Source organism: Actinospica acidithermotolerans (assembly GCF_018139625.1).
Classification (GTDB): Bacteria; Actinomycetota; Actinomycetes; order Streptomycetales; family Catenulisporaceae; genus Actinospica; species Actinospica acidithermotolerans.
Genome location: NZ_JAGSOH010000014.1, coordinates 62,313 through 81,642, shown reverse-complemented (window position 1 = coordinate 81,642; position 19,330 = coordinate 62,313). Strand labels below are relative to the sequence as shown.

The window sequence follows — 19,330 nt, the reverse complement described above, 5'->3', positions numbered from 1 at the left end:
CCAGAACCCCAGCCGTTACACAATGGCTACAGATCCGCAGCAGGAACACGACAAAGCTCTCGCCGGAATTCTCGGTAGCGAAAATCTCGCTACTGCCAAGCGGCGGTGGCCGTCCCGCCAGCCGGTATGGCGTGCCGAATGCCCGGTCGCGCACGTTTCGGGCTCTTCCCCCTTGCACGATCGACCGCGGACGTGAAGTGCATCACAACCGGAAAGCTTAAGCCCGTATGAGTTTCCTCATGAATCATCGAATGTTGACACGAGTGTCCTCCGTTTGATATCGATCAAAGACGAACGGGGCGCGCGCCAACTGCGCTGGGGGGTCGAAAGAATGCGGCAGAAAAAGGGGCGAATGAACGAAAGATTGGAATCTACTCCCGGCACCGCCACGCCCCAAGGGCACCCGGGCGGCAGCAAGGTCGGCAGGCCGAAGGGACCGGACCGCATCGCTAGGACGGTGCGCCTGCTTGAGGAGCACGACCGGCGGCTCGCCGCGGAGGTCGAACATCAGGGCTTGAGCCAGCAGTACCTCATCGAATTAGCGCTCGGGGAGTACTTCAAGCGACTCGACCGTCAGCGCAGGCGGATGCAGGGCACAGGCGAGATGCAGGCGGACCCTTCCAGCAGATCTTGACGTCACCAAACTGGAATTTATAGTCAATTGCCCCGGCCGAACCATCGCAATAATGGCAGTTTGCCCCGATGTGTCCAGATGGAAAGGACCACGCCATGCCCACATGGAGCGATCCGCCGATACCGACCGAGATCGCGCCCCTGCAACCGGAGGGGGAGGGCCGTGCGCAGGCGCGGGGACGTCGGATCGGCCGCCCTCGCGGCCCTGTCCGAGTTCCGCTGACCGTGCGCATCCTCGCAGCGCACAACGAGCGGCTGACGGCCGAGGTCGCGGCGCAGGGCCTTAGCCCTCAGTACTTGGTGGAGCAGGCGTTGGCGGAGTACTTCGCGCGCCTGGACGATCAACGCGACCGAGATAAAGAGGGCGAGTGAAGACAGTTCCGGAAGTAGTTCTCCGGCACCCTTTGCAGCATTCTTTTCCGATGGCGAAAATGATTGCAGGCAAGCCTGTCGTAATCGCGAGCTGTCGCCCACCTTGACACCTTCGCCGTATCTGACGGGAGCTTTGAATCCGGCTTTACGAAGGGCTGCGCCGCCGGTAGCATGGCCGCGCGCTCGCGCTGGCAGGTAAGTGATTTCTTTTCGTCACGGTGGCGGGTGGCGATCGGACCGGCATGTGCCGCACGGCATCTTGCGGCCTTGGTGTGGGAGGGCGTCGGCCAGTGGCTTATGCCATCTATTCAATGGAATCGGCGTGCTTGATTCCTCAACATAGTGGGGTACTTGAGGCCGCTGATGTCTGAGACGGTTCTCATACCCCGTATCAAAGCGCATGAGTCGGAATCGGCCGAGTCGGGCAAGCCTGATACTGCTCACTGTGAGCTTGGGCCAAGTGCACGCTGGCGTCGTCGGTTGCCTCTTACGGCCGTGCTCGTGGCCCAGGTGTCGATCGCGGCTACGCTGACCAACACCGCTTTCGTCGATGAGGCCTGCTACCTGTTCGCTGGACACACCGAATGGGCCTCATTATTCGGCGGCGCGGCGCCGAATATGGACTACGCGACGTTCTTCTCCGGCTCGCCCTACCTGTACCCGCTGCTTGGCGCGCTGGCGAACTCGGTCGGCGGCCTCACCACTGCCCGCTATCTGAGCCTGGTGTTCATGCTCGGGGCCACCGTCATGCTCTACCGCGCGACGGTGCTGCTGTTCGGCCGACGGGCCGCGATCTGGGGGTCGAGCCTGTTCGCGCTGTGCGGCCCGGTGCTGTTCATGAGCCATCTGGCGACGTTCGACGCGCCCGCGGTCTTCCTGCTGGCTACAGGTTTCTGGTTCGCCGTGCGCTCGGGCACGAACAAGGTCTTCATGCTGGAGACCACCGCGGTCACAACTCTGGCGGTCGCCTTCAAGTACACCTCGCTGGTCTACGCGGTTCCGATCGTGCTGGTCGCGGCGATCTGCGCGATCCCCTCGGTCGGCTGGCGCTGGGCCGCTGCGCGCGGAGCCGTGCTCGGGATGCTGATGTTCCTCGCCGGATTCGCGCTGCTGTGCCTGGCCGGGCCCGCGTCCGTGACCGGCCTGATGACGACGACGCTCGCTCGGCCCGCAGCGACGAACACGGTTCACCAGGTGGCGCATCGGTCGCTGGTTTATGTGGGGTTCATCCTGGCTCTCGCGCTGCTCGGCTCCCTCTGGTTCGTGCTGCGCCGGCGACGGTCGGCCTCGAAGGGCAACGGGCCGAAGGCGCCGGTGAGCGACGGGTTCGGCTGGAAGTCGCGGCTGTTGCTCGCCTCCGTGCTTACCGGCGCGGCCTTGATAGCCCCGCTCGGCGATATGCGGCTGCACACGTTGACCTCACTGGAGAAGCACGCGGGCTACGGGCTGCTGTTCGCCGCGCCGATGGGTGGCTGGCTGCTCGACAAGCTGGCCGGGACCGCGTGGTGGCGTGTCGCTCCGGCTGTCGCGCTCGTCGGCGCGCTCGGCGGCTATGGCGCCAACCAGGCGCACGAGTTCTTCGGCGAGTGGCTGACCTCGACCACTTATATGAAGCAGCTCGTAGCCGCGACCGCCGAGTACCCGTCGGGCTCGCACATCCTGGCCGAGGATCCGTGGGTGGAGCGCTACTACCTCGGCCACGCGGGCAACCGCTTCACCTGGAGCGACACCTACGGCCTTTCCTTCACAGCAACGAATGGCAAGACGCTCTCCGGCGTGGACGCGTACCAGGCGGCCATCTCCGAGCGCTATTTCAGCGCCGTGTTCATCGACTACAACGCCACTCCCGGGCTCGATCTCGCGCTGGACCAGATGCTCGCGACTAACGGCTACCAGCGCACGTCGGTCCCGAGCTACGACCGCTACGGCCGCACCGACGTCGAGATCTGGACCCTGATCGGAGCGCGCACGTGACCGCACCGACGAGTCACGCGGGAGCCCCAGAGCAGGACGGCCCCGAGGCGCTGCAAACCGTCCTGCTTCCGCGCATCACCGCGGACGCGCCCATCGTGGACGCCGAGGATCGCGCGCAGACCATCCTGCTGTCACGGATCCCGGCGATCCCCTTCAAGAGCCTCAGGGCGCCGGCCCGCGACACCTTGGCGTGGGAACGCGAGCAGGACCCCTACGGCGATGAGGAACTGTGGCGGCCAGAGCTGTTCACCGCCACGGTCAAGACCACGGGCACGGTCCTGCCGAAGCCGCCGTCTCAGCGCACCGAGAAATACCTCTACAACAACCGGCGCATGTGGGTGCTCATCCTCGGCATGACCCTCAGCGCCCCTTTCATGCTGTACACGCAGCTTGGTTTCCTGGCGAACTCGATGCGACTGTGGGTGCTCTTCCCGGTTGTGATGATGACGCCGGTCGTGATCGTGATCCGGCTCCTGCTGGAGATGGGTACCCGCGGTTTCGACTTCGAGGCCCACAGCAAACTCGTCACGCGGTGGACGCCGAGCACCTACCCGAGCGTCGACATCATGCTCCCCGTGTGCGGCGAGAGCCTGGAGGTGCTGCGCAACACCTGGAAGCACGTGGCCGTCCTACAGGAGGGCTACCCGGGGCTTGCCACAGCCTACGTTCTCGACGACGCAGCACGGCACGAGGTGGCCACGATGGCCGCCGAATTCGGATTCCGCTACGGCTCACGACCCAACCGCGGCTGGTTCAAGAAGGCCGGCAACCTCAATTACGGCCTCGAACGTTCCTCGGGAGAGTTCATCCTGATCCTGGACGCCGACTTCGTGCCCAGCACCGAGATGCTGATGGAGACACTGCCGTACTTCGAGGCCGACCCGAAGCTGGGCATCCTGCAGACACCGCAGTTCTTCCGCAACGCGGGCGAGCAGACCTTCATCGAACGCGGAGCCGCCACCTCGCAGGAGCTGTTCTACCGGGCCGTCCAGGTCGCCCGCGACCAGCGCGACGCAGTGGTCTGCTGCGGGACCAACGCCGTCTACCGGCGCTCCGCCCTCGTCGAGAACGGCGGCATCACCCTGATCTCGCACTCCGAGGACGCGCACACCGGCATTGACTTGCGCCGCCTCGGATGGAAAGTGCGCTACCTTCCCGTCAACCTCGCCTCCGGACTCTGCCCGGCCGACGTCGACTCTTTCTTCAGCCAGCAGTATCGCTGGTGCGCGGGGACGATCAGCATCGTGGCCGACCGGAACTTCTGGACGACCAAGATGCCGCTTCGGGCCCGGCTCTACGACATCGTCGGCTTCCTCTACTACGTCGAGACCGCGATGTTCACGATCCTCAGCCCACTGATCGCAGTGATCCTGTGCCTGGTCACACCACACCAGGTGATAATCCGGAACTACCTGCTCGTGCTGCCGAGCGCGCTCTACACCTTCGTGGTCACGCCGCTGTGGCACCGCGTGCGCTGCGGCTCGGACATGTGGCCGGTCACCGTGATCGTCAGCTGGTCGAACATCTTCGCCTTCTGGGACGCGGTGCGCGGCCGCCAGATGTCGTGGCGGCCGAGCGGCGCCAAGAAGAAGAGCAACCATCGCCTGTGGATCGGCCTGTGGGCCTGGAGCCTCGGCGTCGGAGCACTCGGCGTCGCGCTCTCAGCCTGGCGCATGCTCGACATGAACACCGCCGCGTTCACCCCGATATTCCTGCCTGCCCTCTTCTACCTAGTCACCGTCCTCAGGATCCTCGGCACGAAGTGGACGACCCCGATCGATGCGTGAGCGCACCTACACCCGCGGCCTATACGCCGTCGCCGGAGCAGCCACCAGCTTGTTCCTGATATACGCTTATGCGCATCCGGTCTCGCCGAGTTCCATCACGGCGGCGGCCAAGGCCTCAAGCACACGGCGAGCACCGGCCGGCACCGCGTCGTCCCCCACCACCACAACGTCGGCGAGCGAGACGACTTCCGCCCTCAGTTCTCTGATCAACCCGACTAAGAAGTACCTCGGCGTCGCGCAGGACAACGTGCCGAACTCGATGACCGACCTGGCCGCGCTGACGAAGAAGATCGGCAAGAGCCCCAACCTGATCGCGTACTACGTGCCATGGGGCCAGCCGCTCAACCAGACCTGGGTGCTGGACCTCGACAACGACGGCATCATGCCGCTGATCCAGTTCGAGCCCACGAAGCCCTCGATCGCGGACATCGCCGCCGGAGCCTCCGACGCGTACGCGACGACGCTCGCGCAGACGATCAAGAACCTCGGCGTGCCGGTCGTGCTCTCCTTCGGGCACGAGATGAACGGCAACTGGTTCACCTGGGGCACGCAGCAGACGAGCGCGGCCGACTTCGTCAAGGCGTGGAAACGCATCCACGACATCTTCGCCGAGGCCGGGGCCACGAACGTGATCTGGCTCTGGGACGTGAACGTGACCTACCCCGTGCCGAATATCGCGCTCGATCCGCTCTATCCCGGCGACGCATACGTCGACTGGGTCGGGCTCACCGGCTACTACAACACCACCGCCGGCGGCCGCTCGACCTTCAAGACGCTCTTCGAGCCGACGATGGAGCAGGTGCGCGAGTTCACTGAGAAACCGTTCCTGATCGCGGAGACCGGAGTCTCGCCGGGCGCGGAGAAACCGACCGAGATCGAGAACCTGTTCACCGGAGTCGAGGACCACGCGGACGTGCTCGGCTTCGTCTGGTTCAACTACAACAAGCCCGGCAAGAACGAGACCGACTGGATGATCGACTCGGATTCGACATCCGCGAAAACCTTCGCCTCACTCGCGCAGGGCCCCGACTGGGGATTCCCCAGAACGCCGTAGTGCCGACCTACCCAAGCGCATTCATTTTGGATGGCGGAAACGCAATCCAAGCCGCCGCGCCTATGGGTTCACCTGCGCACTTGGCGATACGCAAGTTGCCTAACGTAGGCTCGCAATTGTATTCTTCGCATGTCGAAGTTCGGTCGAACAATTCCGCAGAAAGGTCAGGGACACAGGCGATGAATAATGCTGGCGCCCTGGCCTCGATTGCCGCGGGCATTGTGTGCGCGACGGGTGGCATCGCCGCTCGCCCCAAGGTTCCAGACGCCCGGAACAAGAATCGAACCATCCTTGCCGCAACCGCCGCAGCCATCCCCGTCCTCGGCTGGATCCTGTGGATCGGTCATCCGCTCGCGACATCGCTGGGATTCATCGGCGCCACGATCGCCGCCGGGCTCCTCCGCGACCAGCTACACGCAGCGTCGGCACGGCGAACTGCTGCCAGCGACACCGATGCCTCGAATGCACGAGCTCCGCAGGAAAGCGATACAGCGGCGACGTCGTCGCAGCCGTAATACCGCTACCGTGAAGGCGCGCCGCGAAAACGCCGGGCCGCGGCTCGCGGCGGCCCTGAAGAGGATCATCCGTGCCATCCGCGGCCACTACCGGCACGCTCGAAGCAACCGCGGACACGGCAGCCGCAAGCGGTCGGCCGCACGGTTGGCCAAGGCACGGGCGGACGCCATCGCCGCAGCGATAGTGGACTCGGAGTGCACGATCTGCTGCGAACCTTACCCAACTGCACATTTGCTGCGGACGACCACCGCCAACGAGGTCACAGTGTGTCCAGCGTGCGTGTTCGACGACAACCTGTGGATGGAAGCATTCCCGCAGCGTCTGGCATACGAAATCGACCGCCTCATCCAGAAGGACCTGGCCATCCCGGCCGGATGGACAGCAGTGGCCGCGGTCCTTGCCTACGCCGCCGGTCCCACGACCTGCGCACCGCTCGAGCGCACGGAGCCATGGGCTCACTCGCTCGAACCAGCACCACCGGCCCGGTGGGCTGATCCAGGCATACTGTGGATCTGGCTACCGCCGGCCAACCGGCCCGCAGCGTTCACCGGCCTCGGCCCCGGTGCATCGTTGCGCGCTGTGGCAGCAGCAGTCGAAGCCGCACATCCGGACTTGCATGATCGATTCCGCTCGCGGCTTGAGGCCGAGCTCGGCACGCCGTTCCCGCAGGACTCCGACCTTCTGGTCAAGGAGCTATGGCCTGCGGCGATCGCCTACGCCGTGACCTTCGCCACCGACAAATTCGAGCGCCGCTGGAGCCGCCTGCCCGCCGTGAACTTGTTCGACTTCATCCAGGAGCGCTCACTCGCCGACCACTTCGCACATCTCCGCAGCATGCTGACCGCGGATCGCACCATACACGCACTCCTCACGCTCGAATTCGGAGCCCAGGTCGTGGCGACCGCACTCGGTTGGGGCACCGACGAAGCCACCTGATCGTTCCCTGCTCATGTGTCTTGATCAAGCGCCCTGACCTGCACACGGCCGCCCCACGAACCGGGCGCGCGCTAATGACTGAGAGTGTCAGGCAACTGGCTCTTGATCAGCGGGTTCGGGTTCAAGTCCCTGACGGCGCACAGTTCCTCACTCGGGGCGACACCATGACATGGTGTCGCTCCGAGTGTCTGGATGCCAGGTGTCGGTCAGGTTCGGGCAGGGCGAACTGAGATTCCGCCCATCCCGCGTCCCTGCAGTCGCACCGCTGGTGAACACTGCCCGCGCCATGGCCTCCTTCAGCGTTCGGCGCCGCATGCGCCACCGGCGCCGTGCCCGCGCGAGCGTACCGAGCGACCAACGAGCTACAGACGACGAGCCCTGCCGCGGACGTCCGGAGTGCGGCCGACTTTCTGGTCGGTGACTTCTCACTGTATTTGGAGCCGGTCCGCGTCGACTTGACTCAGAGGTCACTGATACTAAGAACTGAAGTTCGATACCAGGAGCATCACAGGCCACGCTGTCAGATGAAGTGGATCTCTGCGGCGTGGCCGAAGGTCTCGAATGAGACACGAGGTGCTCATATCCATGGAAAACTCAAGCGCGAGCCCGCACTATGGGGGAATCCGACAATGGCTGACGGATGAGCAGTCGGGCGCCACGTCTGGTGGGCTGGTGTCCGTGAAGTGCGGAGATCCCGTGGTGCGCAGGGAGAGTGCGTGCCATTGATTTCCGTTGCGTTAAACAGGGCGCGGCGGGTGCCCTGAGTCTTCCATGCCTTCTTGAGGCATGCCATTTGAGAGGGAGTTCACTCCGAGAACTACCGCATTCTGGGTAACGCGATTATTTCTCATGCTGCACGCTTGGCTACTGCTGCACTGCCGCTGCCGTTTGCCAGGCGATCGATAAGGCGTGCCCGGGATCTGGGGTCTCGGAGTCGTACGCGATTTCGAACTGTCGCAGACAAGCAATCAGTCCATGCTGCCCTGAGGGGGGCTAGTGTCGGTTTCCGTCCTCCCGGCGCCTTCCGTGCCGGTTTCACATGTCCGAACGCACGCTCGGCCACAGTCGGCCTGGCCGCTGCTTCCCATCCTTGCCATGCAGGCGTTCTTGTCGGCGCGGCTGATGCGCTCCAACACCGCGATGGCGGATGAGCCGCTGTACCTCTACGCCGGTCATCTCGTGTGGGCGCACTGGCTGCATGGCGCCCCGCTGCCGAACTACCCGGCCTACTTCTCCGGCGCCCCGGTGTTGTATCCGCCGGTCGCAGCAGTAGCCGATCATTTCGGCGGCCTGTTCGGCGCGCGATGCCTTTCGCTCGCGTTCATGCTGACGGCGACCGGAACGCTGTGGACTACAGCGTCCCGGCTCTACGGCAGAACCGCGGCCGTGATCGGCTGCGTCCTGTTCCTCTGCATAGGCTCGACCCAGTACCTCGGCACGCTTGCGACGTACGATGCGATGTCGTTGTGCCTGCTGAGTGTCGCCGCGTACTGCGTCGTGCGCGCCGGCGACGCAGACGAGGGCTCGCGCTGGTGGGTCGCGGGCGCTGTCCTGCTCGCTTTGGCGAATGCGACGAAGTACGCCTCTGCGCTCTGGGATCCGGCCGTCATTGCTCTCGCCGGCCTCGTCTACTACCGCGCCGGCGGTGTACGGGTGAAGGCCGCGATCTGCCGTGCCGCCGCCGTCGCCGCTGTGGCCATCGGCCTGGAGGTGCTGGGGGTTGCCGCAGGCGGGGAGATGTACATCGTCGGGATCGGATTGACGACGACCAACCGGCCCGAGGACGGTACGGCGGCTTCGCTGGTACTGCGCGACTCGTGGGACTGGGTCGGAGTCGTGCTGGTGCTCGCGGCGGCGGCCGTGCTGTTCACCGTGCGCCGGACGCGTCGACAGGAGCTGGGGATAATCGCGGCCCTGTTCGCAGCGGCCGCGGCCGCACCGGGGAACCAGGCGCGCATCCACGTCGTGACGAGCTTGCAGAAGCACGTCGATTTCGGCGCATGGTTCGGGTGCATCGCCGCCGGATACCTCGTCACGGCCGTCGCGTCCATCGCGCGCCGAGGCCTGTTGAGAATCGTTGCGGCCGCGGTCGCGGCGGGTGCAATTGTGGCGTTCGCCGCGCCGCCCGGATACGCGCAGGCCCCCGGTTACATCCAGAACTGGCCCTCCTCGGTCAATCTGATTCCGGCGCTGCGCCCGCTGACTCACCGCGGTACCGAGCGCTACCTCGTGGAGAACTACGAGGTGCCCGCCTACTATTTGCGCACTGATATCAGCGTCTCGCAGTGGCAGGAGACGTGGTACTTCCTCTACCACGACCCGGCCACCGGGCAGAACCTCAGCCTCGTGCCGGCGTTCGAAGCCGCGATCGAAGCGCACTACTTCACTCTGATCGTGCTGAACTACCGTGCCACCACGGCGATCGACCAGCAGATCGTCGGTTTCCTCCAGGCGTGCGCGAATGAATGCGGCTACAAGCTCATCGAGCAGATCCCCTTCGCAAACACCACCGGGCACTACGACATCTGGCAGCTGCAGGGGGCACAGTCATGACCGCAGAGGAAATCACCGCGCCGCTTCCCAAGGTGACCGAGACGACTTTGCCAGAGCCAGGCGTCGTCGAAGCACCGGTACGCAGGCGCTCCGCTTCGCGACGTGCCACCGCTGCGGCCCAGCTGCTGCCCGTGGCGGTGCCGCCGCGCAAATCAGGCGGCACGCACCGCGTCAGCGACCGCCTGCCCCAACCGCCAACCGACGCTGAGACACTCCGCTACGACGGGCGCAACCAGCGGCTGCTCATGCGCGTTTCGCTGGCCTCTTTCACTGTGCTGGCCTTATCGCAGTTCACCTTCATGCTCACTGAGCCGTGGCTGCTCGCATTCGCGCCGTTCATCGCCTTCACGATCGTGTACTACGTGCTCGCACTGTGGGTGAACTTCGGCACACGCGACTTCGACATGCCCGGCCACTTCGAGCGGAAGGATGCCTGGCACCCCGAGGCCTATCCGTCGCTCGACGTGTTCCTCCCGATCTGCCGCGAAGAGATCTCCGTGCTGCGGAACACCTGGCGCGGCGTATTCGATCTGATGATGAGCTACCAGGGCGACTGCACTGTCTACGTCCTCGACGATGGCGCCGACCCCGAAGCCGCACACGCCGCGCGCGAGTTCGGTTTCAGCTACCTGTCGCGTCCCGAGACCGGTGAGAATCCGCGTGGCTGGTTCAAGAAAGCCGGCAACCTCCGCTACGGGTTCGCCAACTCGCACGGCACCTACATCGCGGTGTTCGACGCCGACTTCGTGCCACGTGCCGACCTGCCTGCGCACCTGCTGCCGTACCTCGAGGCCGATCCGAAGCTCGGAATCGTCCAGTCGCCCCAGTACTTCCGCACCCATCCGGGCCAGACGCGGATGGAACGCGGCGCCTCCGCCGTACAGGAGCTGTTCTACCGGCTCGTGCAGGTCTCCCGAGATCAACGGAACGGATCGATATGCGTCGGCTCGTGCGCGGTCTACCGACGCGAGGCCCTCGCCGCGAACGGCGGCGCCACCTTGATCGGACACAGCGAGGACGTGCATACCGGATTCGATCTGCGCCGGGCCGGGTGGGGCATCCGCTACGTGCCGGTGCCGCTCGCCACCGGCCTGTGCCCGCAGACCGCGGACGCGTTCTTCGTACAGCAGTACCGCTGGTGCATGGGTTCCATGGACCTGCTGCGCCACCCGAGGTTCTGGCAGCACGGAATGCCACTGCGCACCCGTGCCTGCTACTTATCCGGGTTTTTCTACTACGCGCACACGGCCGTGTTCACCGTCGTCACGCCGCTGATTCCGCTGACGCTGCTGCTGTTGCTGCCGGGGCACGTTCGGCTGGTCAACTACATGTTCATCGCCCCCTCGCTGATCTACAACTTCGTCGTCTTCCCGGCCTGGCACCGGTGCCGCTACGGGACAGAGGCGTGGATGGCGAAACTGCTGTATGGCTGGGCCCATATGTTCGCCATCACCGATCTGCTGCGCCGCAAGCCGATGGGTTGGCGCCCGACCGGTGGGAAGTCCGCGACGCGCGCCAACCGGCGGCTGTGGATCGGCGTGGGGGCCTACTCCGGGGGCACTTCAGTGGCGTGGATCGCGGCCGCGGGCTATCGCGCGGCGACGTGGGGTGTGCAGTTCGCGCCGATGTTTGCCCTCGGCGCCTTCTCCCTGTACACCACGGTCCTTGCGATCCGCGCGAGGAAGGATCCTGCATGAACCGTCCCGTCCTGACGGCCGCCGCCGCGCTCAGCTCACTGATTATCATGGCGGGCGCAGTTGAGTTCGGCCTGTCCGTCGGCACGGCACCGCCCGCACCCGGATCGGGACCCGTTTCAGCCGCGACGCGCCTTGCAGCCACGACGAGCACGGCCTCGCCGAGTTCGACCGCCAGTACCCCTGCGGCGGCGCCCTCACCGGCAGACACGTTGCTCGACCCCCACGGCACCTACGTCGGGCTTGCCACCCCCGGCAGCGTGTCGGCCTGGACGACCGCGACCGGCACACGCCCTGACATGCTCGAGGAATTCATCGGGTGGGGTCAGCCCCTGCCGGCGGTCGCCGCGAACTGGTCGTCTGGCGAACTGACCCTGGTATCCCTTCAGTCGAACACCACGACTTTGGCGTCGATCGCGTCCGGCCAAGACGATCTGTACCTCGATCGCATCGCCGTTCAAGCTCGTACCGCCGCGATCCCGATCGCACTCGACTTCGACCACGAATTCAACGGCAACTGGTATCCGTGGGGCGCAGACGGATCACAGCACGCGAGCCCGGCCGAATTCGTCGCGGCGTGGCGGCACATGCACGACGTATTCGAAGCCGCGGGCGCTCGCAATGTGATCTGGGTCTGGTCGCCAAACGTCGTGAATCCGCTGCCGAAAGTCGCACTCGCTCCCTACTGGCCGGGCACAGCATATGTAACCTGGGCGGGAATGGTCGGGTACTGGACCGGCTACGAAGGGCAAGGCACCTATACGACGCTCTATGGTCCGACCGAGCGACAGATAGAGGCCCTTACCGACGATCCGATCCTGATCACCGAGACCGGTGCCGAGCAAGGCAGCGAGAAGGCTGCTTGGATTACGGCGCTGCTCAACGGCGTGCGCACTGACTCCCATGTGATCGGATTCGTCTACTTCGACTACGGTGCCGCCCAGGGAAAGCGCGAGGACTGGACAATCGAAGACGACGAGGCAGCGGTGACGGCCTGGCGCACTGCGGCGCGCAGCCTGCATCTTCCCTCCGTCGGATAGTCCGTCCCGAGTGCGGCCTGCTCCTGGCTCCTCGCACGTGACCGTTGACAGCCTGCTCGACGACGGGGGGCGGGGCCCGGCTCGGCTCCGGCCTTCCGCATCAACGGCACCTCCTCGCACGTGACGATCAGCCGCAAGCCGTGCAGGTCCTGTTCGATCGCGGCGACCGTAGATGCCAGGCGTTCGCCCTCGGGCGTGAGGCTGAGGTGGAGGTAGCGGCGATCCGCGTCGTCGGTGCTGCGTTCCACGAGCCCGGCGGCGACCGTGCGTTCGACCAGCCTGCTGGGGTTGGTGCCGGACTCGCACACCAGGAGTTGCCCGAGCCCGTTGAGGCTCAAGGTGCCGTGCTGCTGGAGCAGCCGCAGCACCTCGGCCTGCGACGGGGTGAGGCCGTGCGGTGAGAGGGCCTGGGTCAGCAGCCGGTTGCCTTCGCGCTTGGCTGCCAGGATCGCGAACCGCAGGTGCTCGGCCTTACGCACAGGCGGCCTGCCCTGCGGCCTGCACGTAGTCGGCGTAGCGCTCCATGTCGTCGACCCCCTCGGGCAGGCGCAAATCCGGGTCGGCGCGTCGCCGTAGGGGGCGGCGAGCTGCTCGGCACTCCACGGCGCGCCGGAGAAGCAGGGGATGAAGACGAGGGTCGGCTCTTCTCCGCACGCGGCGGTCTGCCGTGTGCGGTGGAAGGCGGAGCGGGTCAGCCGGTCCGGCGCGCGGGCGCGAGTTGGTCGAAGCAGTAGTAGACGGCGAGCAGGCCCTGGGTGACGAGCATGGCGACCGGGCTGACGAAGGCCAGGCCGAATGCCAGCAGGTAGATCAGTCCGCCGAAGCCGAAGCGCCGCCTCGCCGCCCGCAGGTCCTTGGCCGAGACGGGTGTGCGCAGTACGCGGGCGTCGCGCGTGAAGGAGAGGAAGAGTAGGGAGAATGCAGCGCCCATCGCGACCATGGCGGCGGCGTAGACGGCCGCGGCGGTGTGGCCGTCGCGGCCGGCATTGGTGAGATAGGCGGCGAGCATTCGTGTCGGGTAGGGGATGACGGAAACGGTCAGCAGGAGGAAGAGGTTGGCGAACAGGGTGCGCCGATCCACCCGGTCGGCCAGGGCGAACATGGCGTGGTGGTTGATCCAGATGATGCCGATCACAAGAAAGCTGACCAGGTAGGCGAAGTACGAGGGCCACTGGCGGGCCAGCGCGCCGGCCAAGGACACGCCGTGCAGGCTATCCGGCTCCGGGAAGCCGAGGTCCAGGACGAGCAGCGTGATCGCGATGGCGAACACTCCGTCGCTGAAGGCTTCCAGGCGCCCGGTGCTGAAGTCGGCCCGGCCGGCCGGTCCAGCCTCGGCGGGTACCTCGGCCTCGCTCATGCCCCTCCTCGCCTCGGTGTACTTCGAGCGAATCCCACCCCGGCGGGTGCCGCACGCCAACTCACCCGAACAAGTGAGGCCGCGCCCGCGAGCCCCTTCAGCCAGGCAGCATCTTCTGGTCTGCGCGGCGTCGGCCGGGTCGCCCGCGCCCCCGGGATCGGGACACGCCATCCGGGGGATTGCTCGCTGTAAAGCCGCTACCATATTCGCTGCCCGCATCGCATCGCATCGGGCGTGGCCTGGGAGGGGTGTGCTTTGGCGCGTTCGGGGTCGGGGTCGGGGAAGCCGTGGAGCCAGCGGAATTGGGAGCTGGTGTTCCTGGTTCCGGCGGCGGTAATCGCGCTGCTCACGCTCAAGCCCGCCGGCGTCTTTCGGCACATGTCGCAGATCGTCGAGGGCGCCGTGCTGGCCAGCGCGCTCCTGGCGTTCAGCCCGCTCGTCTCGTGGGCGGTGATCTCGGTCCTCGGTGTGCAGATCATCCAGATCACCATCGGCACGGGCCCGGTGATCTGGCGCGGGGCCGGGCGCTCGCGCGTGGTGCTCGTTCGAACCTTGCCGCTGGGGCTCGCCGTCCGTTCGTTGCCAGGGCTCGAGCACTACCGGCGGGACGTGCGTCGTTCGGTTGCCACACGATTTTTTGTCCCGGCTGTGCTGACCGTGATTCCGGCTCTGGTCTTCCCGGGCTACGTCACCGTGACCACGCTGGTTGCCGCCTATGCGAGCATCATGGGTTTCGCGATGACGAAAAGCAGCTCCTCTGGCAGGCGCGTGTTCGCCCGGATTCTTGCTCCTGCCAGGCCGGAACGGGACCCCGAGCTTTTCGATCCGGCGATCGCGATGAGCCGGCACGCGAACTACGCGGTCTCCTTCGGCGACCTGGAGACCGCGCAGCGGCTGATCAGCGAACCGGGCATGCAGGGCAAGGCGACGTCGTTGGGAGTCGCCGAGGCGATTCACGAGATTCGAGGCGAGCATGAGGCCGCGCTTGCGGTCTTGGCGCGATATCCCGAACGCGCACGAACCTTCGCGACGCTCGAGGCGGTCCGGCTCGGATTGATCGCCGCTGAGGCGGGTCGAGCGGACGCGGTGCAGGCCGTCGCCGACACGGAGGCGGCACTCGGCGCGCTGGCATCGCTCGCGCGGACGGAGATGTACGCGTCGATGATGGCGCTCTACCGGGTGGAAACCGGTCAGGCGCAGGATGCGCGAGCGTGGGTGAACCAGCAGCTCGCGAGCGCCGTCACGCCGCTGGGCATCGCCGACTGCCTCTGCACCCGCGCCCGTATCGAAGCCGCCCTCGGGCGGACCGAACACGCCGGCCGGATTCTGCGCCGCGCCCAGTCCATCGCACCCTGGTACGCGCGCGTCGCCGCCGTCCGCGGGCGCCTCGGCATCGCTCAGATGGCAGATTCCGCATCGGGCTCAGACATGTCGCAGATCACGACACAAGCCGGCCGGCCCGCCGATCCATGGACCACGCCGCAAGCCTGAGCCACGAGAGCCTCGGCGTCGCCGTGGCCCGCCGCCGATGACACCTTCGCCGAAAGCGTGTTCACCGCCATGATCCGATTGCCCTGACACCCAAGCAGCCGAAGGTCGACGGGGGCGTTGATCTGCCGGTGTCGGCGCGCTGGCGGATCACCCGGATGTCCGTCACCCGGATACCGTCACCCAGATGTCCGTCACCCGGATGTCCGTCACCCGGATGCCGCCACTCCGCGTGCCGACGGGAGGTGGTGCTGGCTGACTTGGTGGGGTCTTGCTCACTCGAGGCTCCGGAGGACGGCATGGGGAACGCCGCGACGACGCGAAAGAACGGTGGAACTGGCGGCGGTACCGGCGGCGCTATCGGCGACGGTGCGCGCGGTAATGCGGATGACGCGGCGAACGCGGACAGGGGGTTCGTGGCGGCGCTCACGCCGGGGGTGGTGAAGGACGCCACGGGGCGGGTGGTGTGGAACTCGGATGCGTTCGCGTATCTGATCGACGCGAAGCAGTGTCCGGACACGGTGAATCCGAAGCTGTGGCGGCAGGCGGGATTGTGCGCGCGGCAGGGGCTTTACGAGGTGACCGAGGGCGTCTACCAGGTGCGCGGGCTCGACCTGTCGAACATGACGCTGGTCGAGGGCGAGCGGGGCGTGGTGGTCGTCGACCCGCTCGTGTCGGAGGAGGTCGCGGCGGCGGCGCTCAAGCTGTACCGCGAGCACCGGGGACAGCGGGCGGTCACGGCGGTGGTCTACACGCATCCGCACGTGGACCACTTCGGCGGCGTGCTGGGGGTGATCGGGGCGCAGGACGAGGTGCCGGTCGTCGCTCCCGAGCACTTCATGGAGCATGCGGTGTCGGAGAACGTCTACGCAGGCACCGCGATGATCCGGCGCGGAATGTACTTCTCGGGGTTCGCCACGCCGGTCGATCCGACCGGGCAGGTGAACATGGGGCTCGGGATGTCCACGTCTACCGGGACTGTGGGCCTGGTGCCGCCGACCCTCATCGTCACGAAGACGGGGCAGCAGGAGGTGCTCGACGGGGTTCGCTTCGTCTTCCAGATGACGCCGGGGACCGAGGCTCCGGCTGAGATGAACTTCCACCTGCCGGAGCGGCGTGCGCTGTGCATGGCGGAGAACGCCTGTCACACGCTGCACAATCTGCTCACGCTCCGGGGCGCACAGGTGCGGGACGCGCGGGCGTGGTCGCGGTACCTGAACGAGGCGATCGAGCTGTTCCTCGACGGCAGCGACGTGGTGTTCGCGTCGCACCACTGGCCGACGTGGGGCCGCGCGGAAATCCGCACGTTCCTGACTCAGCAGCGCGACATGTACGGCTACCTGCACGACCAGACGCTGCGCATGATGAACTCCGGCCTGACCGGCATCGAGATCGCCGAGCAGATCGAACTGCCGCCGGTACTGGAGCGGGCCGCGCATGTGGGCGGCTACTACGGCTCGGTCTCGCACGGCGTGAAGGCGATCTACCAGCGCTACATGGGGTGGTTCGACGGCAACCCGGCCCACCTGTGGCAGCATCCGCCGCAGGCGCAGGGCGAGCGGTACATCAAGGCCTTCGGCGGGCCGGACAAGCTGCTCGCGGCGGCGAAGTCCTGGGCGGACGCGGGTGACCCGAGGTTCGCCGCGGAGCTCGCCTCGCATCTGGTGTTCGGTCAGCCCGACAACACTGAGGCCCGGGAACTGCTCGCCGAGGTGCTGACGGGGCTCGGTCAGGGCGCGGAGAACTCGACGTGGCGCAACTTCTACCTCCAGGGCGCGCAGGAGCTGCTCAATCCGATCGCCCCGACGGCGATCTCGCTCGCCGCGAGCCTCGCGTCCGCGCTGAGCGTCACGCAGATCTTCGACTCGATCGGCATCCGGATCAACGGGCCGAAGGCGTGGAACGAGCACGCTTCGATCCTCTGGAGGCTTACCGACCTCGGTGAGACGTACCGGACGGAACTGTCGAACGGCGCGCTGATCCACTACCCGAATCCGAAGGACACCAACACCGACCTGACGCTCACGCTGACGAAGGCGCAATTGCTCGGCCTGCTGGCCGGACAGGGGCTCGACGGCGTGACGGCCGAGGGCGATGCGAGCGTTCTGAACCGGCTCACGGCGCTGCTCGACGATCCCGACCCGGCGTTCCCCATCGTCACTCCGTGACGCAGATCCCGGCCCGGACGCGGCTCAGGCCGCGTCCGGGCCGACGTCGTGGAACAGGGACCAGATGACGAACAGGTTCAGTGCGATCATGATCACGGACCAGTACGGCTCGTAGGGCAGGTCGAGGAAGTTCACGATCAGCACGGCGCCGGCGAGCAGGACTCCGATGGCGCGCGCCAGGATCGAGCCCGTGAACAGGGCGAAACCGGTCAGCAGGACGAGGGCGCCGACGGCGAGGTGGATCCATCCCCACGTGCTGACGTCCAGCTTGAAGGCGTACTTGCCGACCACCGAGTAGACGTCGTCGTTGGCGATGGCCGCGATGCCCTGGGTGATGCCGAGGACGCCGGTCAGGATCATCAGCGCGGACGCGAGGCCGGTGCCGAGGGCGGCGGCCGGCCGGGGACTGTGCTGCGCCATGGGGCTACGACCGGCTTTCCTGCCGGTCCGGCACGGAGAACAGTGCCCAGATCACGAACACGCCGAGGCCGATCGCGACGATCGACCACAGCGGCTGGTAGGGCAGAGCGAGGAAGTTGGCCACGATCGAGAGTCCGGTCAGCACCACGGCGAGCATGCGGGCCCACCGGGCGCCGCCGTACACCGCGATTCCGGCCAGCAGCAGCAGGATGCCGATGATCAGGTGGATCCAGCCCCACGCGGTGACGTCCAGTTTGAAGGCGTACTTGCCGACCTTGGCGAAGACGTCGCCGCCGGCGATGCCCGCGATTCCCTCGACGATCCCGGCGATGCCGGTGATGACCATGATGACGGCGGCCAGGTTGACGCCCGTCGAGGCCCAGATCGAGTCGCCGGAGCCGGTCCACCAGCCGCCGCCGAACGGTGATTCCCCGGAATGCGACGGGCCGCCGGACGACGGCGCGCCACCGGGAGACGCCGATCCGCCTGCGGGGGTCGGACCCTCTGAGTCAGCCATAGCCACGCGCGCCGTCCTTTCCCGCCCCGCCTGCCGTTGACTCGATGATCGGGCAGCGGCGGGGGCGCGGCCCGTCGGCGTAGACCGGACGGGTGGTTCGAAGAGCGGTGCGCGGGCGGCGGTGCTGGACTGAACGTGTCCATTGGTTGTGACGCGGTGAATGAGGAGTAGACGTGGCGACTCTGACCGTCTGGAAGTTCCACGAGGCCGAAACGGCGCAGAAGCTGCTGAGCGAGCTCGAGGACATGCAGAAGCAGCACCTGGTCGATCTGATCGACGGCGCCGTGGTGACCTGGCCGGCGGACGCGCGCAAGCCGAAGACGCGCCAGCTCTCCAGCATGACCGGGATCAGCGCCATGGGCGGCGCGTTCTGGGGCATGCTGTTCGGCCTGATCTTCTTCGTGCCGCTGCTCGGCGCGGCGATCGGCGCGGCGGCGGGTGCGCTGGGCGGCTCGATGGCCGACGTCGGCATCAGCAAGGACTTCGTCGAGCAGGTCAAGGCGAAGGTCACGCCCGGCACCTCGGCGCTGTTCCTGCTGACGCAGAACGCGGTGGTCGACCGGCTCAAGCCGGCGTTCGAAGAGGCGAAGGCCGAACTGATCAGCACGAACCTGAGCGCGGAGCAGGAGCAGCAGCTGCGCGACGCGTTCGCGGACGAGGACTGAGCAGGGGAAGCGGATCGAGAGTGAGTGGTTGAGGGCATCCGCCCGGCGCGTTACGCGTGACAGGCCCCGATCGCAGCGCCTGCGATCGGGGCCTGTCACGTCGCGTCCGGTGAGCTCAGCCGCCGGTCAGCCGTACCGTCGTGCAGCCGGTCGGCC

At 66.5% G+C, this 19,330-nt stretch carries 17 protein-coding genes; 13 read left to right on the top strand and 4 right to left on the bottom strand.

The features are described 5' to 3' along the window. The first annotated feature begins 274 nt into the window (after window positions 1–274). The 10 genes from KDK95_RS08030 to KDK95_RS07985 all read left to right on the top strand — a co-directional run bounded on the left by KDK95_RS08030 (window position 275) and on the right by KDK95_RS07985 (window position 12,559). Window positions 275–634: a hypothetical protein gene (locus KDK95_RS08030; RefSeq protein WP_212517395.1), complete on the top strand. Its 360-nt coding sequence runs from the start codon at window positions 275–277 to the stop codon at window positions 632–634. Window positions 635–729: 95 nt separating this feature from the next. Further along, window positions 730–1,005: a hypothetical protein gene (locus KDK95_RS08025; protein WP_212517394.1), complete on the top strand. Its 276-nt coding sequence runs from the start codon at window positions 730–732 to the stop codon at window positions 1,003–1,005. Window positions 1,006–1,506: 501 nt separating this feature from the next. Continuing rightward, window positions 1,507–2,979 (top strand): ArnT family glycosyltransferase, encoded by a 1,473-nt coding sequence (locus tag KDK95_RS08020; protein WP_212517393.1) that lies wholly within the window; start codon window positions 1,507–1,509, stop codon window positions 2,977–2,979. Beyond that, window positions 2,976–4,766 (top strand): glycosyltransferase family 2 protein, encoded by a 1,791-nt coding sequence (locus KDK95_RS08015; RefSeq protein WP_212517392.1) that lies wholly within the window; start codon window positions 2,976–2,978, stop codon window positions 4,764–4,766. The genes KDK95_RS08020 and KDK95_RS08015 overlap by 4 nt, the downstream gene beginning before the upstream one ends. Continuing rightward, window positions 4,759–5,820 (top strand): glycoside hydrolase family 26 protein, encoded by a 1,062-nt coding sequence (locus KDK95_RS08010; protein WP_212517391.1) that lies wholly within the window; start codon window positions 4,759–4,761, stop codon window positions 5,818–5,820. The genes KDK95_RS08015 and KDK95_RS08010 overlap by 8 nt, the downstream gene beginning before the upstream one ends. A gap of 179 nt (window positions 5,821–5,999) precedes the next feature. Beyond that, on the top strand, window positions 6,000–6,335 hold the full coding sequence (locus KDK95_RS08005) for a hypothetical protein (RefSeq protein ID WP_212517390.1): 336 nt from the start codon (window positions 6,000–6,002) through the stop codon (window positions 6,333–6,335). Window positions 6,336–6,615: 280 nt separating this feature from the next. Next, window positions 6,616–7,272: a hypothetical protein gene (locus KDK95_RS08000; protein ID WP_212517389.1), complete on the top strand. Its 657-nt coding sequence runs from the start codon at window positions 6,616–6,618 to the stop codon at window positions 7,270–7,272. A gap of 1,095 nt (window positions 7,273–8,367) precedes the next feature. Then, window positions 8,368–9,825: an ArnT family glycosyltransferase gene (locus tag KDK95_RS07995; protein WP_212517388.1), complete on the top strand. Its 1,458-nt coding sequence runs from the start codon at window positions 8,368–8,370 to the stop codon at window positions 9,823–9,825. Continuing rightward, window positions 9,738–11,522, top strand: a complete 1,785-nt coding sequence (locus KDK95_RS07990) for a glycosyltransferase family 2 protein (RefSeq protein WP_212517387.1) — start codon at window positions 9,738–9,740, stop codon at window positions 11,520–11,522. The genes KDK95_RS07995 and KDK95_RS07990 overlap by 88 nt, the downstream gene beginning before the upstream one ends. Then, window positions 11,519–12,559 carry a glycoside hydrolase family 26 protein gene (locus KDK95_RS07985; protein WP_212517386.1) on the top strand — a complete coding sequence of 347 codons (1,041 nt, stop codon included), beginning with the start codon at window positions 11,519–11,521 and terminating at the stop codon, window positions 12,557–12,559. Before KDK95_RS07990 ends, KDK95_RS07985 begins: the two co-directional genes overlap by 4 nt. Here KDK95_RS07985 and KDK95_RS07980 read toward each other — a convergent pair. After that, window positions 12,448–13,038, bottom strand: coding sequence for a MarR family winged helix-turn-helix transcriptional regulator (locus tag KDK95_RS07980; RefSeq protein WP_212517385.1), 591 nt, complete (start codon window positions 13,036–13,038; stop codon window positions 12,448–12,450). The genes KDK95_RS07985 and KDK95_RS07980 overlap by 112 nt on opposite strands. A gap of 212 nt (window positions 13,039–13,250) precedes the next feature. Beyond that, on the bottom strand, window positions 13,251–13,916 hold the full coding sequence (locus tag KDK95_RS07975; protein WP_212517384.1) for a TMEM175 family protein: 666 nt from the start codon (window positions 13,914–13,916) through the stop codon (window positions 13,251–13,253). 312 nt (window positions 13,917–14,228) lie between these two features. Here KDK95_RS07975 and KDK95_RS07970 point away from each other — a divergent pair, with 312 nt between their 5' ends. Both KDK95_RS07970 and KDK95_RS07965 read left to right on the top strand, forming a co-directional pair. Then, on the top strand, window positions 14,229–15,407 hold the full coding sequence (locus KDK95_RS07970) for a tetratricopeptide repeat protein (protein WP_212517383.1): 1,179 nt from the start codon (window positions 14,229–14,231) through the stop codon (window positions 15,405–15,407). 413 nt (window positions 15,408–15,820) lie between these two features. After that, entirely contained in the window at window positions 15,821–17,572 is a 1,752-nt protein-coding gene (locus KDK95_RS07965) for an alkyl/aryl-sulfatase (RefSeq protein WP_307844265.1), read from the top strand. Between the two features lie 24 nt (window positions 17,573–17,596). Here KDK95_RS07965 and KDK95_RS07960 read toward each other — a convergent pair whose 3' ends face one another. Beyond that, complete coding sequence (locus KDK95_RS07960) at window positions 17,597–17,992, bottom strand: DUF7144 family membrane protein (protein WP_212517381.1); 396 nt, start codon at window positions 17,990–17,992, stop codon at window positions 17,597–17,599. 4 nt (window positions 17,993–17,996) lie between these two features. Then, window positions 17,997–18,509, bottom strand: a complete 513-nt coding sequence (locus tag KDK95_RS07955; protein WP_212517380.1) for a DUF7144 family membrane protein — start codon at window positions 18,507–18,509, stop codon at window positions 17,997–17,999. 173 nt (window positions 18,510–18,682) lie between these two features. On the opposite strand from KDK95_RS07955, the gene KDK95_RS07950 reads away from it, so the two are divergent. Next, a complete protein-coding gene (locus KDK95_RS07950) occupies window positions 18,683–19,174 on the top strand; it encodes a DUF1269 domain-containing protein (RefSeq protein WP_212517379.1) in 492 nt (163 codons plus the stop codon). The last annotated feature ends 156 nt before the right edge of the window (window positions 19,175–19,330 follow it).

What these genes read in the sequence shown, in the direction of transcription:
- KDK95_RS08010 (WP_212517391.1), top strand. Translation starts at nt 4,759, where the DNA reads ATGCGTGAGCGCACCTACACCCGCGGCCTATACGCCGTCGCCGGAGCA.
- KDK95_RS08025 (WP_212517394.1), top strand. Translation starts at nt 730, where the DNA reads ATGCCCACATGGAGCGATCCGCCGATACCGACCGAGATCGCGCCCCTG.
- KDK95_RS07960 (WP_212517381.1), bottom strand. Translation starts at nt 17,992, where the DNA reads ATGGCGCAGCACAGTCCCCGGCCGGCCGCCGCCCTCGGCACCGGCCTC.
- KDK95_RS07995 (WP_212517388.1), top strand. Translation starts at nt 8,368, where the DNA reads ATGCAGGCGTTCTTGTCGGCGCGGCTGATGCGCTCCAACACCGCGATG.
- KDK95_RS07985 (WP_212517386.1), top strand. Translation starts at nt 11,519, where the DNA reads ATGAACCGTCCCGTCCTGACGGCCGCCGCCGCGCTCAGCTCACTGATT.
- KDK95_RS07975 (WP_212517384.1), bottom strand. Translation starts at nt 13,916, where the DNA reads ATGAGCGAGGCCGAGGTACCCGCCGAGGCTGGACCGGCCGGCCGGGCC.
- KDK95_RS07990 (WP_212517387.1), top strand. Translation starts at nt 9,738, where the DNA reads ATGCGGCTACAAGCTCATCGAGCAGATCCCCTTCGCAAACACCACCGG.
- KDK95_RS08005 (WP_212517390.1), top strand. Translation starts at nt 6,000, where the DNA reads ATGAATAATGCTGGCGCCCTGGCCTCGATTGCCGCGGGCATTGTGTGC.
- KDK95_RS07955 (WP_212517380.1), bottom strand. Translation starts at nt 18,509, where the DNA reads ATGGCTGACTCAGAGGGTCCGACCCCCGCAGGCGGATCGGCGTCTCCC.